The following is a 16,870-nucleotide window of genomic DNA, read 5'->3' on the forward strand; positions in this document are numbered from 1 at the left end:
CATTGACTCCTGGGACTGCACTTCCGTTCGTCCCACCGTAAAGGTTTGTGGGAAAAGCAAATGTTCTTCGATGGGACGAGCATTTAGCGCAGTCCCACGTGTCTGAAGACCCCGCAGCGGAAAACAACTTAGCAGTTACGGCGCAGTTTATTTCAAGTTTGCGTAAATTAAAATTGAACCGCTGTAAAAGTAACATTCTACATCTCCATCCCAAAATCGTTCGTTTTTGGAGTGGAACCTTTTGTTTTGTCCTGCCTATTTTATTTTTTATTATTTATTTGTCTTTGGATCTCTTTACTCGGCGGAGTTAAACTAATAATGACGTCCCCCGAACTAGGTGTGCTCCGCATATCGACTGCATAAAAGTATATTTGCCCCGTCGGTTTAATGAAATATAAAAAAACAGCCTCGTCATCTTTTTCTTCTTTATATTGCTCATAACCAAATTGATCTGTTAGTGTCGTTTGTTTGAAAACATATCCATTTGCTATTTTTTCATTTAGTTCATCTAATGAAACCTCTTCTACACATAAAGATCTACCACCAACACGAGCCACAATATCACCGTTATTTTCGTCTTCATTCGGGTCTACTTTAAAGACATTCATTCTCCCATATTCAGGCATAAATGTTGTACACACTAGTGAATTATAGGAATGATAATTCGTCGCCGCAATTATAAAGTCGTATGGAATCGTATCTAAATTATATTCCGTTTGCTCTGACAATATTTCGCCATGATAAAAAGGGACTCCCTCATTCCTTGCATAGCGTAAATTTTCCCATGAAGAATCAACAACTAAAACCGGTCGTTCACCTTTGCGGAATGACTTTGCCAATTCAACTGTAAACGGATTACTACCAACAATTATCACACCGGGATTTCCTTCGATCGATAAGTGTAATTTTTTCGCTAGTGGACTGATCGAAAACCCATGGGAAACGACGGTAAAAAAGACGAGTCCAAACGTTAAAGTAGTTAACAGATCCGCATCTTGATAGCCTGCTTCTTTTAATATTGTCGCAAAATAACTTGATACGGTAAGTGCAACAATCCCACGTGGTGCAATCCAACCGACGAGTGATTTTTCTTGGATCGTTAACCCTGAGCCAATCGTCGATAAGAATATGGATAACGGGCGGACGGCAAACATCATAAGAAGTACATATCCAATTATATGTGGATTAAATATATGCAAAATCGTTTCTAATTGTAACGATGAAGCTAGCATAATAAAAATAGCAGAAATAAGTAAAATCGACACATTTTCTTTAAAATGACGAAAATCATTTAAGGAGCTTATTCCTATATTCGCAAGCGTCATTCCCATCGCTGTGACGGATAACAATCCTGTACCATGAACAACTTCATCTGGTAAAGTGAAACAGAAGATAACAACAGCTACTACAACAGGCGACTTTAAAAACTCTGGTATATAACCTGTTTCAAACATCCAACCGATCGTTTTTCCACAAAACCAACCGAGAAACACTGCAAATATTGCAGCTATAAAAAATAACAACAAAGTTGAACCGTCTTTTGCATCAGAGGTGAAAAAGGTAATAATTTCAAATGCAAAAACAGCGAGGAGTACACCGATTGGATCAACAATGATTCCTTCCCATTTTAAAATTTTGGCTGGACGGGGTTTTAATTTCGATTGACGTAAAAGTGGCATAATAACCGTCGGTCCTGTCACAATAAAAAGTCCGCCAATGACAAAGGCTACTTCCCATGAAAGTCCTGCCATATAATGGGCTGTTAACGAGCCCAAAATCCAGGCGATAAACGCTCCGATTGTAGCAATACGAAAAATCGGTCTACCTAAACCACGTAATTCTTTAAAGCTTAAGTTCAGACTGCCTTCAAATAAAATAATCGCTACTGCAACTGAAATGATTGGATTATATAAATTTCCGAAGCTTGCCTCAGGATTCATGATCCCTAGAAATGGTCCTACGATTAAGCCAGCAATAGACATAATGACAATAGCAGGTAAATTGTATTTCCACGCTAACCATTGTGAGCCAATTCCTAACACACCGATTAACATGATAACGAATAATAAAGAAGTTTCCATTGTTATCCACCCCACAACTTTGCCTTTTCGTTCGATGCTAAAAATGGATGTAGGGAATATTGTAAAGATCATTAGTTGGAATGTAAAGGAAAAGTATCGTACATTTTTGCTTCCTTTTTTGGGCAAGAACAAAATCGCTAGCACGCTTACAGGCTAAAAGTGCGGGACCTTTTCGTTACCTCAAAACTAGAATGGATGCATCGTCGTAATCATGCACTCTGTCGTGTGAACGTTCAAGGAGTGAAAGTTGGGGATAAAAAATCAAATATAGTCTCTTAGACAAGAAAAGAACATATAATAAGATTATAAGTTCCCCTATTATATGTTCTTTTATAACCTTTAAAAGTCTATCGCCCAAGTACCTTTTCGGAATATCGGTTCTGTCGTCCCATCTTCCTTCACACCGTCAATATCCATCTCAGCAGAACCAATCATAAAATCAACATGAACCATGCTATCATTTATGCCATTTTTATCAAGTTCCTCTTGATCCATAGCTGAGCCACCTTTCACATTTGTCGGATAGGCTTTTCCGAGTGCAATATGGCAAGATGCATTTTCGTCAAATAACGTATTATAAAAAATGAACCCAGACTGTGAAACGGGTGACTCATCTGGAACGAGAGCAATCTCACCGATTCGTTTTGCTCCTTCATCTGATTCAAGTAGGTGTTTTAACACTTCCTCGCCTTGTTTTGCTCCATATTGGACCACTTTTCCATCTTCAAACGTTAAATGAAATTCATCAATTAAATTACCACCATAATTTAACGGTTTTGTACTTGCAACTGTTCCATTTACGTTATATTTGTGAGGGGCTGTGAAAACTTCCTCTGTCGGCATATTAGGATTAAAAATAATACCTTGTTCCGACTCTGCTGTTCCTCCCTGCCAAATATGGTCTTTAGGTAATCCTACTTCTAAATTTGTCCCTGGTGCCTTCAGGACAAGTTTTTCATATTGTTTCTCATTTAAATAATCATTTGCTTTTTCAAGGATATCGTTATGTTTATCCCATGCAGTAATCGGGTCTTCTTGATCGACCCGAACCATTTTAATAATTTCGTCCCATAAAAGTTCTACTGCTTCAGTAGTCGATCTGTCAGGGAATATTTTTTTGGCCCACGATTCGGTTGGAATGGAAATAACTGTCCATGTCACTTTGTCATTCATAATATATTCTCTAAACTTTTTGAGTGCTACACCCGCCGCTTTACTTGCAGCAGCAACTCTACTTGCATCAACTTCTTTTAAAAGGTCAGGATCTGTAGCATGAATCGAAATAAAAGCTGCACTATCTTCTGCATAGGATTCTTGCAGTTTTATTTTCCACTCCGGAAAGTGATTGATTACTTCCTCTGATGCATATGTATAGGTAAGTCTTGTTATCTCATCGTCAGCCCAGCTAATATGAACATCTTTAGCCCCTAATTCATATGCTTTTTTTGCCATAATTCTGGCAAAAGAAGCACCCTCGATCGGCGCGTTAATAAAAACTGGTTGATTTTTTTGGATATTCACACCTTTTTGCAATACTAAATCAGCATATGTTTCTAATACACTTTGTTTTACCATTTGATAAAAGCCTCCTTTCCATTATTCCGATCCAAACATTTTCGCCATTTTTTGCGATTCTTTTCTTCGTTCATTCCGACGTTCCCTTCGCCGTGATGCACCTTCAAATAAAACTTTCTCTTGTTCTGTTTCCGGATAGATCCGTGGAACAATATCTGGTTTTCCATTTTCACCAAGCGCAACAAAAGTTAAAAACGCTGTTGCACAAACTGTTTTTTCAGCAGTCAGTAATCCTTCCTTGACAACTTTTACAAACACTTCCATCGATGTATTATGTACAGCCGTAACAAAACCTTCTACACAAATAGAATCACCGACTTTTACTGGTTGAAGAAAATCAACGGAATCAGTCGACGCTGTTACAACAGATTTTCGTGCATGTCTTACTGCAGAAATTGCAGCGACATCATCAATATGCGCCATTAACTTCCCACCGAATAAAGTGCCATATGCGTTTGCATCTGGTGGTAATATTTGCGCTGTTTTCACTGTCCTTGAGTTTGAACAAGGTTTCTTTTCCATCTAAACCTCTCCTTATAAAATCGGGGATAATAGTCTTGAAATTGACTCCTTAAATCGAATCCCAATTGATCTTTTTTCATACAAGCTTTTCGTCATTTGTGTTGATAACATCACATCTTTTTTAAAGGCGTCCACTAATCGTTGCGCAATATCAATATCATATAAAAACGCATTTACTTCAAAATTTAGTCTAAAACTTCTTACATCAATATTTGCTGTACCAACGGAAGATAATTTCCCATCGACAACAATTGTTTTAGCATGTAAGAACCCATTTTGATATAAGTAAACCTCTGCCCCCTCATTGAGCAATTCTCCAATACTTGATAAAGTCGCCCAGTAGACAAACATATGGTCCGGTTTATTCGGGATCATAATTTTTATTTCAACACCAGAAAGAGCAGCAATGCGTAGTGCATCCATTAAGCTTTCATCTGGAATAAAATATGGAGTTTGAATATAGACATATTCTTTCGCCGCTAAAATCATTTTTACGTATCCATATTTAATTTGCTCCCATTCTTGGTCAGGTCCGCTTGAAACAATTTGAATTCCGACATCTCCCTCTTCTCCGCCTATAAAATAACGCTCATTATATTCGATATGATGTCTAGAAGCTTGGTTCCAATCAAGAATAAATCTTGTTTGCATCGTCTTTACAGCATCACCGCGAATTCGTAGATGTGTATCCCGCCAATACCCGAACTTTTCAGATTTTCCTAGATACTCATCGCCAATGTTAAATCCACCAATATAGCCAATATGACCGTCGATGATCGCTAATTTTCGGTGATTTCTAAAATTGATTTTAAAATTAATTTTCGGAATTTTCGGCGGAAAAAAAGCACCAACTTGGATGTTTGCATGTTCAAGTCGTTTTATAAATTTACGACTTAAAAGCCTAGAACCCATATCATCGTATAATAACCGAACTTCAACCCCTTCTCTAGCCTTCTTAATTAATACATCCGCTATTTTTGTTCCGAGCTGATCGTGTCGAATAATATAATACAATAGATGAATATGATCTGTTGCTTGTTCTAAATCGTGAATAAGTGCAGAAAACTTCTCTGTGCCATCTGTAAATAAATCAACCTTATTATTTTGTGAGTAAATGGCGTCATTATGCTTTAAATGTAAATAATAAAGTTCTTTGTACTGTTTTAACACATCTTGTTTATAGGGAAGACGATCAGATTCGATAATTTTCAGTTGTGATTGTACTGATTTTTCAACGCCTAATCTACTTTTTGTATCCCATGTAAAAATACGTTGATTACTTAATTTTCTACCTAAAAGTAAATAAAGAAAGAATCCGAGTATTGGAATGAAGAACAGAACCATTAACCAAGCCCACGTAGAACTAGCATTTTTCCGCTCCAAGAAAATGATTGTAAAAGCTAACCCAATATTCGCAATCATAATAGAGCCTAATAACAATAAGATCAATTGCATAGGCATCGACTCCTTTTAATATTGCCGTTTATTTACTATATCTAATAAAGTAATGAAGCTTCATGATTTGGTATATGTCCCCCTATATATTACCACAAAATGAATTGTTTACATTAAAAGGTATGAAGAGCCTGCTCTAAATCTTCCCAAATGTCCTCCCAAGCTTCTAATCCAACCGATAGGCGAATTAAGTTATCTTTAATGCCCATTTTTATTCGCTCCTCTTCTGGAATAACGGCATGTGTCATTGTTGCCGGATGTTCAATTAATGTTTCTGCATCACCTAAACTGACTGCTACTTTAGCAAAGGTCAGTTTATTTAACATTTTCTGGGCATCTTCTTTGCTCCCTTTTATTTCAAAAGCGATGACACCACCACCACGGCTCATTTGTTTGGAATAAACATTTCCTTCATCTTTTTTCGGATAATAAACTGCTGCTATTTTTTCATGGTCTACTAATTTTACGACAATTTTTTCAGCATTATCACAATGTCGATCCATCCGCAGTGGCAATGTTTTCATTCCTCTTAATAGAAGCCATGCATCAAACGGGGCTAAAACAGCACCGATGTCCTTTTGAGTCGTTGCAGCAACTTCGTCAAGAAAGTCTTTCTTCCCAACAGCAAGCCCTGCGATTACATCTCCATGTCCATTTAAATATTTAGTCGCACTATGAACCACAACATCACAGCCTAATTCGATTGGACGTTGTAAATATGGGGATGAAAATGTATTATCGACAACGACTGGGATGTTAAATTCCTTCGCTACTTCAGCAACTAATTGTAAATCAATTAACTTCATTGTTGGATTTATTGGTGTCTCGACGTAAATAACTGCTGTTTCTGGTTTAATTTGTTTACGGATCTCTTCTTTTGATGTGAAATCAGAAAAATCAACAGTCATATTATATTTCTCTTTCATCATCATTAATAATCCGAATGTACAACCATATAAACCAGAGGAGCAAAGGACATGATCATTCGCTTTCGTAAGAGCAATGAGTACCGCAGAAATCGCACCCATGCCTGAACTAAATGCAAGTCCACTCTCCGCTCCCTCAAGCTCAGCAATTCTTTTTTCTAATACGTGAACGGTTGGGTTTCCGATTCTCGTATAAATATATCCTGTATCCTCTCCACGAAAACATTTTTCGCCATGTTCTGCGGATTGAAATTCATATGTGGATGTTTGAAACAGTGGTGTAGAAAGACTACCCAACATTTGTTTCGCGTCATAGCCTTCATGGATTACTGCCGTTTCGAATCTTTTTTTCCCCATGTTCGTACCTCCTATAAAAAATATAAAAGCTACTTCTATTATAGTCTATTCAGCAACCGCTTAAAAGACATGATTCTCTATCTGAATAACTTTACCTAAAACAGAACAATTGCTTTTTTTCTATAATACTTTTACATTTAAATAGATAAGGGACTTTTGTTTTACAAGTTAACTGAAGTGAGGGCTTTATATGACAGGCAGAAATATCAAACGTGGAATTACCTTTGGAGTAAGTGCTTATTTTATTTGGGGGCTGCTTCCAATGTATTGGAAGTTACTTGAAGAAACTCGAGCGGATGCCGTTTTAGCCCACCGTATAATATGGTCATTCGTATTTATGACTGCCTTTATTATTGTCTCGAAAAAAGGAAAATCGTTCATCTTAGAATGCAAAAGATTGGTACAAAATAAAAAAACATTGCTCATTATAACAACGGCCTCTATCATCATAAGTTTGAATTGGCTTATTTTTATTTGGGCAGTACAACAAGAACTTGTCATTCAAGTGAGTCTCGGCTATTATATTAATCCATTAATGAGCGTATTATTAGGTGTTCTCTTTTTGAAAGAAAAATTATCTAAAGCACAAACCTTATCTTGTATATTAGCGGCTATCGGGGTTATATATTTAACCTTTTTTTTCGGCGTTTTTCCTTGGATTTCTTTATTATTAGCGATCACCTTTGCCCTGTATGGATTACTAAAAAAGATTGTAAATATTGACTCTGCATTTAGTTTAACGATTGAAACATTTATAGTGACACCAATTGCGCTTATTTACCTACTTTCCGTATTTGGGGTTCATTTCGGCTTCAATCATATTTCTTTAAGTACTGATATTTTACTTATCACTGCAGGTATTGCAACCGCTGTTCCTCTATTATTATTCGGTAATGCCGTTTTACACTTGCCATTATCAATGGCGGGAATTTTACAATATATTGCTCCAACAATTATGTTATTCATTGGTGTTTTTCTTTATGGAGAAGTATTTACTTATGCACATTTCGTTACATTTACACTTATTTGGATATCTCTTATCCTATATATGTCTACATCATTAAAATTTAAAAAAGATAAAAAAACGAAACAAAAACTTGCTTAATACTTTTATCTTTATAGTTGACAATCCCGATAAACAATGTATAATTGGTACTAATTTCAAAATATGAATATCTCTTATCAAGAGCGACGGAGGGAATAGGCCCGATGAAGTCCAGCAACCTTAAAGTATAATCGTATGCTTTTTACGGTGCCAAATCCTACAGGCGAGGCTCGCCTGGAAGATAAGAGGAGGAAACGAGCGACAATTCACCCTCTTCTATCTTTTATAGAAGAGGGATTTTTATTTTCCTTCTCTATCAGAAAGTGTTGTATGAAAGACAGTACTACTATTATGGAAATGGGGCTAGCCCCAAAAAATCAAAGGAGGAATTATTTTATGTCTAAGTTTCAGTTTCAGAAAGAAGAAACAATCTTATTACACGGAGGTCAAGAACCAGACCCAGTAACAGGTTCTAGAGCTGTACCAATTCACCAAACAACGTCATATGTTTTTAAAGATACAGAACATGCCAAAAACTTATTTGCCCTTGCAGAACCGGGAAATATATATACAAGAATCATGAACCCAACGACAGACGCATTTGAACAACGTGTTGCTTTACTAGAAGATGGTTCCGCTGCGGTGGCAACTTCATCTGGAATGGCTGCTATTACGTATGCTATTTTAAACGTCGCAAGTGCTGGCGATGAAATTGTTGCTGATAGTAATTTATATGGTGGAACGTATAATTTATTCATTCATACATTGCCTCGTTTTGGGATTAATGTAAAACTTGTCGACGGAACAGATCCAGAAGCAATTAAAGGAGCAATTACAGATAAAACAAAAGCTATTTTTGGAGAAACAATAACAAATCCAAGCTTAAATGTCTTTGATATCGAAACAGTTGCAGACATTGCACACGATCACGGAATACCGTTAATAATCGACAATACGTTTGCACCTAAGTTTGCAAAACCAATTCAGTGGGGAGCAGATATTGTCGTTCATTCGGCAACTAAATGGATTGGAGGACATGGTACATCAATCGGTGGAGTAGTCGTCGATGGAGGGCGTTTTAACTGGGATAGTGAAAAGTTTCCTGAATATACGGAGGCAGATGAAAGTTATGGCGGCGTCCGCTATGCAGACTTAGGACCAATCGCATTTGCCATTCGCCTCCGGGTTCAACTATTAAGAGATACTGGTGCTTCATTAAGTCCGCATAATGCATTTCTATTATTACAAGGACTTGAAACACTACATGTACGTCTTGAACGTCATAACGAAAATGCAATAAAAGTTGCAGAGTATTTACAAAGTCATCCAGCCGTAGAGTGGGTTAACTTCCCAGGCATTAAAGATCACCCATCCCATGAACTAGCACATAAATATTTTACAGAAGGATACGGATCGATCATTACTTTTGGTATAAAAGGTGGGCTAGAAGCTGGTAAGAAGTTAATTGATCATATTGAGTTATGGTCACATGTTGCGAATGTCGGTGATGCGAAATCTCTCATCATTCACCCTGCATCGACAACACATCAGCAGTTAAATGCAGAAGATTTAAAGAAAAGTGGAGTAACAGAGGAGTTAGTAAGACTATCCATTGGAATTGAATCGATTGATGATATTATCCAAACATTAGACGAAGCAATTGAAAAAGCAACAGGAATTTCCACATTAGAAGCAACGAAAGAAGATGCTATTCAGTGGTTATTTTCAACACCGTTTGATCGTACTGAAGGATTAAGGAAAAAAACAATCGCAGTGAGCGGATCTGACAAGTTAGTAAATAAAGCCAATAGTCTAGCATCCCATGGATATAACATAATAAAGCTTGAAGACGTAGAAAATGAAGTAGTAGATGCCATTTATACGGATTCAAATACGGTAAACGAAGACTTTGATCGTGCTAACATTATTTGGACAGAGGGAACGATTTCTGGAGAGCCTGTAAATGCGACGATCATTAGTGAAAAAGATCTTATCAATGAAGCTAAAAGAGTCCGATCCAACAAACCCGAATCAATTTTAGTTAAATAATTGAATGAATGCAATAAACTAATCTCTCTCCGCCTTGACACAAGGGCGGATTTTTTTTATGATGATTTACTAAAAGTGCGTGTTCATCAAAAAGGAGAAAAGGAATCCGCGATTGGCTAAGATCGTAGGTGTCGATAAATCACACTTTACCAAAAACTTTTGCGATTGCGATTACTCGCCACAGTCCGATGCGGTGTATCTCCAATAGTAATATAGCGCATAAATTTTCCATGAGTGGTTAAACAAGCAAACCAACAAATGTGACGTTATTCTTACCGAAAAATTATGAACAACCGCTAATAAACACTATCTCCTCTTCGCACATTGCCTTTAAAGTTTAGATAATGTCTATTTAAGGTACACTAGATAAGTAACCATTATTAATATGTGAGTAGAGAACGGTACAACTTTGGTTGAAATAGCAGATAAAACGATAGAATGACCATATTTTCTTTATACATAAAACGGTTATGTTTCATAATATATATAAACAACCATGATTTAGGTGTGATTCATATTAAAAGGCTAACAATTATTACATTCATTTTAATTACTGGACTAATATTAACAATCTTTTTCATCAAAAAGGCAGATATTCCGACAAATCCAATGGAAGAAATTCTAAAACAAGAGGAAGTCAACATGGAGAAAGATTTAGAAAACGAGGGTGAGCAAGAAAAAGAAGTAGTTGCTGTTCGTGAAGACCCTGTAAAAGAATTCTTATCAGAAAAGCTAAAAAAGGCCGTTAGCTTCTTTTTTACCCAAGAAATAAAAGTGGTGACACTGGGTGATTCATTAACGGAAGGTATTGGTGATGAAACGAATAATGGTGGATATGTTGGAATTCTAAATGATACAATTAATGCAGAAAAACATATAGTGCAGTTTCAAAACTTCGCCAAAAGAGGGAGTCGAAGTGGGCAATTATTGAATCGTATAGAAGACGAAGAAGTAACTGTTGCCCTTGAAGATGCCGATATTATTCTCATCACTATTGGAGCAAATGATATCATGCAAGTATTTAAAGAAAATTTTACCGATTTAACTTTGGATAAATTTACTCAAGAGCAAATTCGTTATGAACAACGATTAGAAATGATTTTTAATGAACTTCGAGACATTAACGAACATGGAGATATTTATTTAATTGGTTTTTATAACCCTTTTAAAGAATATTTTGCTGATATTGAGGAATTAGAATTTATCGTCGATAGTTGGAACCAAATTGGGTCTGATGTTACAATGCGATATGACAATGTACATTATATTCCTATTAAAGACATGTTTGATGACCCACCTGTTAATTATTATTCAGAAGATAATTTCCACCCGAATCATCTCGGTTATAAAATGATTGCTGAACGCGTTTTACACTACGTTATGAATGAAGGTGAACGTAATGCAACAAATGAATAGCGATCCATGGAAAAAGCGATTTTTGCTCCTTAGTGTCATTAATGGAATTGTTTTGCTTATTCTAGCACTCTACCTATATTCACCGATTCCAAAGACAGAATTAGAATTAGCTGGTGATAAATACAAATCCGAAAACAGCTCTGAATTTGTAGTAAGAACGACAAAACAAAACTTAAATAATTTAGTTAACGCTTATCTCGATAAATTATTAGCTGGTACTGATCATCACTATTCGATCAACTTAGATGATGATGTACAATTGTTCGGGGAATTACCCTTTTTTTCTACAACGGTTCCATTACTTATTCACCTTGAACCAATTGTGCAAGAAAATGGAGATATCGTGTTAAAACAGAAGTCTATTTCAGTTGGTCAGCTTCAGTTACCAAATAAAAAAATAATGCAATATGTAGCGAAATATTTACCTGTACCAGAATGGGTTGTGATTAATCCTCGCGAAGAAGAAATATATGTTAAAGTAACAGAAATGGAGATTAAAAGTAATTTCAAAGTAGCTGTTGAGCAGTTTGATCTAGAGGCGAATAATCTAGCTTTTAAAATTAATGTTCCTTATAAAACACTCGGAATTGACGTATTAAAAGAGGAAGAAGCAAAATAGATGTGAGGCAATGGACTTCACATCTATTGATAATTTTCAACCATTTTCTTTACTTCATCCTTCACTTGTTGAACTAACACTTCAGGGGAAAGCACTTGTGCCTTTCCTCCCCACTTTAAGATCCAACTGATGAGCCCATCCGACAATTTGGCTTTTGTTGTTAAGATGAAATGGTCAGAACCTTCAGGCATGATGTCAATATCAAGTCCAAAGTGGTCAAAAATTGCATTGATTAAACTATTATCAAACCTAATTTTCATCTTAACTTCATCGCCGCTGTACATATGAAACGTGTTATCGACATACTGTTGTAATACGAATGTGCAGTCTTTGTCAAAGGAAGTATCTGTTATTTCTATTTCCCTAATCCGATCAAGACGGTAATGGCGGATTTCGTTCGTTTCTTGAAAGTGTCCTATTAAATAGTACAAGTCGTTTTGCCAAATTAGGGCATATGGTTCAACATAATACCAATTTCCCTCCCGCCTGTAATCAAATTTTTTATGTACATTATATTCTCCATATTTATATCTAACCACTTTTTCTTCTGCAATAGCCTGATGCACTTTGTCGATATTTAACTTTATTTGTTCATAATCCAAATTAATTGTCTGACTAAACAAAACCGGTTCTGGTAATGTTTTTCTAATATGAACACTCGTTAAATCTTTTAATTTATCAATTAGTACTCTCTTTTCTTTTATCGTTATAAAACGTGCGGATAAAATTGCATCCACTAATAAGCGAATTTGATATGTTTCAAATAACTTTGCTTGATGACTGTAATAAATTTTACCGAATTTCCGCCGATTTTTCATAATTTCAAAATCCATCGATTCTAACGATTCTAAATCATTTTTAATCGTTCGGTTATCAATATTTTTTATATCTAAAACTTGTAATAACTTTTCTTTTAATTCATAAATATCGAGCTCATGTTTCTCATCTGTTTCATTAAACAGCAACTCTTTCAATTGTAATAGGCGATAATTATTTTTTTGTTTCATGTTAACCACCCTTTTTTTAAAATGAAAATTTATTCTTATTATAACAGTTTTAGTAATTTCCATAAAATCTAATTATTGACGAATGCAAGATAATCACTTAAGCTTACTAGGAAGCTATTTAAACGGAGGAAAGTGTTATGATCAATGTGACAAACGTTAGTTTGCGTTTTGGAGACAAAAAACTATTTGAAGATGTAAATATTCAATTTAATAATGGAAATTGTTACGGCGTAATTGGAGCAAATGGTGCTGGAAAATCTACATTCTTAAAAATATTGGCGGGGGAAGTAGAACCACAAAAAGGGGAAGTTTCCCTTGCGAGTGATAAAAGGCTCGCCGTATTAAAACAAGATCATTTTGCATATGAAGAAGAGCAAGTATTAGAAACAGTTCTTATGGGCCATGAACGATTATACAAAGTAATGAAGGAAAAAGATGACATTTACTTAAAAACTGAATTTACGGAAGAGGATGGAATAAAAGCTGCGGAACTTGAAGGTGAGTTCGCTGAATTAAATGGTTGGGAAGCACATTCTGATGCCGCTATTTTATTAACTGGGCTCGGGATAAAGGAATCATTACATGAAAAGAAGATGTCAGATTTAACAAATGAACAAAAAGTGAAAGTGTTGTTGGCACAAGCATTATTTGGTAATCCCGATGTACTACTGCTTGATGAGCCGACGAACGGACTTGATATTCAAGCAATCCATTGGCTAGAGGACTTTTTACTTCGTTTTGAAAATACCGTGATTGTCGTTTCTCATGACCGACATTTCTTAAATAAGGTTTGTACCCATATTGCAGATGTCGATTTTGGAAAGATCCAAATTTATGTCGGAAATTACGATTTTTGGTATGAATCTAGCCAACTTGCAGCCAAAATGGCAAAAGAAGAAAACAAGAAAAAAGAAGAAAAAATAAAAGACTTACAAGCATTTATTGCTCGCTTCAGTGCGAACGCATCAAAATCGAAGCAAGCGACTTCTCGCCGGAAGCTTTTAGAAAATATTACATTAGATGATCTAAAGCCTTCATCACGAAGATATCCATATGTTGCCTTTTCTCCGGAACGAGAAATCGGTAATGACTTATTACGTGTGGAAGGACTGACAAAAACAATAAATGGTCAGAAAGTGTTAGATAATGTCAGTTTTATTTTAAATAAAGATGATAAAGTTGCTTTTGTAGGGAAAGATGATCTTGCCAAAACGACATTATTCGAGATTTTAACAGGAGAAATGGAGCCAGATGCTGGTGAATATCATTGGGGTGTTACGACATCACAAGCATACTTCCCCAAGGATAACTCCGCTTTCTTTGAAAACAACGAATTACCATTAGTCGATTGGCTTAGACAATTTTCACCTGAAGATGAAACGGAAACATTTTTACGTAGTTTTTTAGGAAGAATGTTATTTTCTGGCGAAGAAGCATTGAAAAAAGCGAATGTATTATCAGGTGGCGAAAAGGTACGTTGTATGTTATCTAAAATGATGTTATCAAAGGCAAATGTGTTAATCTTTGATGAACCAACGAGTCATTTAGATTTAGAATCTATAACCGCAGTAAATAACGGGCTAATCAAGTTTAAAGGCTCCATTTTGTTTACATCAAGCGACCATCAATTTGTGAATAGTATTGCGAATCGTTTAATTGAGGTAACACCAAAAGGAATCGTTGACAAGCAAATAAGTTATGATGAATATGTACGTGATCAAGATTTACAGAAAGAAATTGAGCAAATGTACATGGTTTAAAAGAATTCATTTTTATTAAAAGTTGTTTTACCCTCAAATATTAATACATTCATATCAAATTGGAATAATGAAATAATCAAAGGATAGCTGAGCATAATAGGTTTTGCTCTACCTATCCTTTTTTCCTATATTTACCTACTACACAACATCTAATTTTACCACAACAAAACGAAATAAATAAATTTGGTATTGGACTGTTAAATAAGCATTTTGATGATTTAGTGGTTCGTATCGATTATTAAAAATTAATATAAAACAAGACTTTTATTGATATGATTCTGTACATAATTCTTCTCCCAATCTTGAAGGAGAGTCTAGCAATAACAAAACACCAAGTTTGCTTTATTCAAAAAAGGGATATGGTAATAGTATCTTTGAATGAAGTGTGATAATTTTTACGGTCGGGAACTTCCCTTGTAAGAACGCATTAACCTTTCATTTTCTGTCGTGAATCAAGGCTCTATGGATGGCTACGGGGGCTTTACTTTAATAAGGGCAAGACTTTTTCTAGTTCAAGTAACCGGCAGAATAGTTTATAAGAAGGATTAAGGCATTATCATATAGAAATTAGCATATGGCGAGTAAACGAGGAGGGGGAAAAAATAAACTATCAAGTTATTATAAACATTCCGATATCCAATAATGAAGTACCTGAATTAAGAGAACTTGTTGGCTGGGGTAGACGAGATGAAGATTACCCGATATTGCTTGAACGTTGTAATTTCTGGGCAGGGGTTAGAAATGAAAATAATAAACTAATTGCCTTTGGTTATGTTTGTGGAATGGGCTTAGAACATGGGTATATGAAAGATATTATCGTTCATCCAGAGAATCAAGGACAGGGAATTGGGGTTGATTTGGTAAAAGAATTATTGCGTGAGTCTGAACGTTTTGGATTAAGTATTGTAACGGTAACATACGAGGAAAGCAATACGAACTTTTATAAAACCTGTGGCTTTAAACTAGGTTCAAGTGGAGTATAGCAATCAAATTAGTAGTAATCTTCCTTCACTAACAGTGATGCTTTAGTTGACAACAGAAAACATGGTTGTTGTAGTAAATGACGTCATTTGTTGCATAAAAGGATAGATGAATACGGGCATGTATATGTCAGACTGAAACTATTGTTCAACAATGGTTTGTCGATAAAATTAGGGGGCAATCCTTCTTTAGGAAACGCACCTTGTTCTTATTTATCCTTCAAATATGTTGGAACACTGACCAGACCAATTTCATCGAATTTGGACTATTTAACGATGTATTTCTTCAAAAAGCCAGACAATTAATAAGATCCTTGTATTAATAATTATACTAATCTGTTTTAACACTGTATTTTGTCACTATATTATGATGAAAATAAATAACCAACCATTCACTATCTATTTTAATTAACCCTCTTTCATCTCCAAGATAGTAAACGATGTTATTTTCCGTTTTAAAATACTCCGTTTCAGTAGGCTCTCCTAGTAACTCATATATTTCTTCTTTCGTCTTTCCTATAAAATGATGTTTACTTAATAAGTCATCAACGATATAAACTCTTTCCTCGTGTTTATCTAACCATTTTTCTGTAGTGAATGTTGCCCGTTGTTCATTTATACCTAACATGATTCCACAGGAAAGTGGTAGTAGCAAACAAAAAACGGAGAGGATGATACATTTAGTTGAGACTTTCTTTTCTCGGGTTGATTTGTTGATTGTCCAAAACATCCATTGAAAGACCAATAAAAGAAAGAACGGTAAAAGTATAGCTGATAAACTAACTACGTTATAAGTAGAGCGTAACAAGTGGATGTATAGAATATATCCCAAATAAAGAAACATATAAAAAATAATATAGATACTAAATAATGTTCTAGCTATCACTTCATCACCCTTTTTCACTTCAAACTACTTATGAATTTAGATTATACAGTAAAAGACGATATTAAAATATACTTATACCCCTATTAATATTATTGAATATCGTACTTAGTTATTTGCTAAAGCGTTCTAGTTTAACAATTGAGTAACTTTATATAACGTAATCTTATTACTGAACTTTTATTTTCCAAAATA

The 16,870-nt window shown here is 35.3% G+C and carries 13 protein-coding genes and 1 riboswitch; of the genes, 6 read left to right on the top strand and 7 right to left on the bottom strand.

Annotated elements, in window-relative coordinates; translation table 11 throughout:
• Nucleotides 1–260: 260 nt before the first annotated feature.
• The 5 genes from DFR56_RS08620 to megL form a co-directional block, all read right to left on the bottom strand.
• A complete protein-coding gene (locus tag DFR56_RS08620) occupies nt 261–2,081 on the bottom strand; it encodes a cation:proton antiporter (protein ID WP_110395032.1) in 1,821 nt (606 codons plus the stop codon).
• A 339-nt stretch (nt 2,082–2,420) separates the two neighbouring features.
• Nucleotides 2,421–3,656, bottom strand: a complete 1,236-nt coding sequence (locus DFR56_RS08625; protein WP_110395033.1) for an aminopeptidase — start codon at nt 3,654–3,656, stop codon at nt 2,421–2,423.
• A 21-nt stretch (nt 3,657–3,677) separates the two neighbouring features.
• On the bottom strand, nt 3,678–4,178 hold the full coding sequence (locus DFR56_RS08630) for an acyl-CoA thioesterase (RefSeq protein ID WP_110395034.1): 501 nt from the start codon (nt 4,176–4,178) through the stop codon (nt 3,678–3,680).
• 12 nt (nt 4,179–4,190) lie between these two features.
• The gene (cls, locus tag DFR56_RS08635; RefSeq protein ID WP_110395035.1) at nt 4,191–5,633 is read right to left on the bottom strand and encodes a cardiolipin synthase; all 1,443 of its coding nucleotides are present in this window, start codon (nt 5,631–5,633) and stop codon (nt 4,191–4,193) included.
• 113 nt (nt 5,634–5,746) lie between these two features.
• Nucleotides 5,747–6,916, bottom strand: coding sequence for a methionine gamma-lyase (gene megL / locus DFR56_RS08640; protein ID WP_110395036.1), 1,170 nt, complete (start codon nt 6,914–6,916; stop codon nt 5,747–5,749).
• A gap of 190 nt (nt 6,917–7,106) precedes the next feature.
• Here megL and rarD point away from each other — a divergent pair, with 190 nt between their 5' ends.
• The 4 genes from rarD (at nt 7,107) to DFR56_RS08660 (ending at nt 12,045) form a co-directional block, all read left to right on the top strand.
• Nucleotides 7,107–8,021, top strand: coding sequence for an EamA family transporter RarD (rarD, locus tag DFR56_RS08645; protein WP_110395037.1), 915 nt, complete (start codon nt 7,107–7,109; stop codon nt 8,019–8,021).
• 71 nt (nt 8,022–8,092) lie between these two features.
• A riboswitch (SAM riboswitch) is annotated at nt 8,093–8,209 on the top strand.
• Between the two features lie 148 nt (nt 8,210–8,357).
• Nucleotides 8,358–10,010 carry an O-acetylhomoserine aminocarboxypropyltransferase/cysteine synthase family protein gene (locus tag DFR56_RS08650; RefSeq protein ID WP_110395038.1) on the top strand — a complete coding sequence of 551 codons (1,653 nt, stop codon included), beginning with the start codon at nt 8,358–8,360 and terminating at the stop codon, nt 10,008–10,010.
• Between the two features lie 507 nt (nt 10,011–10,517).
• Nucleotides 10,518–11,426 (top strand): SGNH/GDSL hydrolase family protein, encoded by a 909-nt coding sequence (locus DFR56_RS08655; RefSeq protein ID WP_158525575.1) that lies wholly within the window; start codon nt 10,518–10,520, stop codon nt 11,424–11,426.
• Nucleotides 11,410–12,045 (top strand): YpmS family protein, encoded by a 636-nt coding sequence (locus tag DFR56_RS08660; protein ID WP_110395040.1) that lies wholly within the window; start codon nt 11,410–11,412, stop codon nt 12,043–12,045. Before DFR56_RS08655 ends, DFR56_RS08660 begins: the two co-directional genes overlap by 17 nt.
• Nucleotides 12,046–12,068: 23 nt before the next feature.
• Here DFR56_RS08660 and DFR56_RS08665 read toward each other — a convergent pair whose 3' ends face one another.
• Entirely contained in the window at nt 12,069–13,052 is a 984-nt protein-coding gene (locus DFR56_RS08665) for a helix-turn-helix transcriptional regulator (protein ID WP_110395041.1), read from the bottom strand.
• Between the two features lie 137 nt (nt 13,053–13,189).
• On the opposite strand from DFR56_RS08665, the gene DFR56_RS08670 reads away from it, so the two are divergent.
• Entirely contained in the window at nt 13,190–14,812 is a 1,623-nt protein-coding gene (locus tag DFR56_RS08670; RefSeq protein WP_110395042.1) for an ABC-F family ATP-binding cassette domain-containing protein, read from the top strand.
• Between the two features lie 632 nt (nt 14,813–15,444).
• Nucleotides 15,445–15,795 (top strand): GNAT family N-acetyltransferase, encoded by a 351-nt coding sequence (locus DFR56_RS08675; protein WP_342353157.1) that lies wholly within the window; start codon nt 15,445–15,447, stop codon nt 15,793–15,795.
• Nucleotides 15,796–16,123: 328 nt separating this feature from the next.
• On the opposite strand, the gene DFR56_RS22915 is transcribed toward DFR56_RS08675, so the two are convergent.
• Nucleotides 16,124–16,696, bottom strand: coding sequence for a hypothetical protein (locus DFR56_RS22915; protein WP_158525577.1), 573 nt, complete (start codon nt 16,694–16,696; stop codon nt 16,124–16,126).
• Nucleotides 16,697–16,870: the final 174 nt, after the last annotated feature.

This window comes from Pseudogracilibacillus auburnensis (assembly GCF_003201975.1).
Taxonomy (GTDB): domain Bacteria; phylum Bacillota; class Bacilli; order Bacillales; family Amphibacillaceae; genus Pseudogracilibacillus; species Pseudogracilibacillus auburnensis.

Excerpts from the sequence above, each read along its gene's own strand:
- megL (WP_110395036.1), bottom strand. The coding sequence starts at position 6,916 with ATGGGGAAAAAAAGATTCGAAACGGCAGTAATCCATGAAGGCTATGAC.
- DFR56_RS08620 (WP_110395032.1), bottom strand. The coding sequence starts at position 2,081 with ATGGAAACTTCTTTATTATTCGTTATCATGTTAATCGGTGTGTTAGGA.
- DFR56_RS08665 (WP_110395041.1), bottom strand. The coding sequence starts at position 13,052 with ATGAAACAAAAAAATAATTATCGCCTATTACAATTGAAAGAGTTGCTG.
- rarD (WP_110395037.1), top strand. The coding sequence starts at position 7,107 with ATGACAGGCAGAAATATCAAACGTGGAATTACCTTTGGAGTAAGTGCT.
- DFR56_RS08625 (WP_110395033.1), bottom strand. The coding sequence starts at position 3,656 with ATGGTAAAACAAAGTGTATTAGAAACATATGCTGATTTAGTATTGCAA.
- DFR56_RS08670 (WP_110395042.1), top strand. The coding sequence starts at position 13,190 with ATGATCAATGTGACAAACGTTAGTTTGCGTTTTGGAGACAAAAAACTA.
- DFR56_RS08630 (WP_110395034.1), bottom strand. The coding sequence starts at position 4,178 with ATGGAAAAGAAACCTTGTTCAAACTCAAGGACAGTGAAAACAGCGCAA.
- DFR56_RS08660 (WP_110395040.1), top strand. The coding sequence starts at position 11,410 with ATGCAACAAATGAATAGCGATCCATGGAAAAAGCGATTTTTGCTCCTT.
- cls (WP_110395035.1), bottom strand. The coding sequence starts at position 5,633 with ATGCAATTGATCTTATTGTTATTAGGCTCTATTATGATTGCGAATATT.
- DFR56_RS08650 (WP_110395038.1), top strand. The coding sequence starts at position 8,358 with ATGTCTAAGTTTCAGTTTCAGAAAGAAGAAACAATCTTATTACACGGA.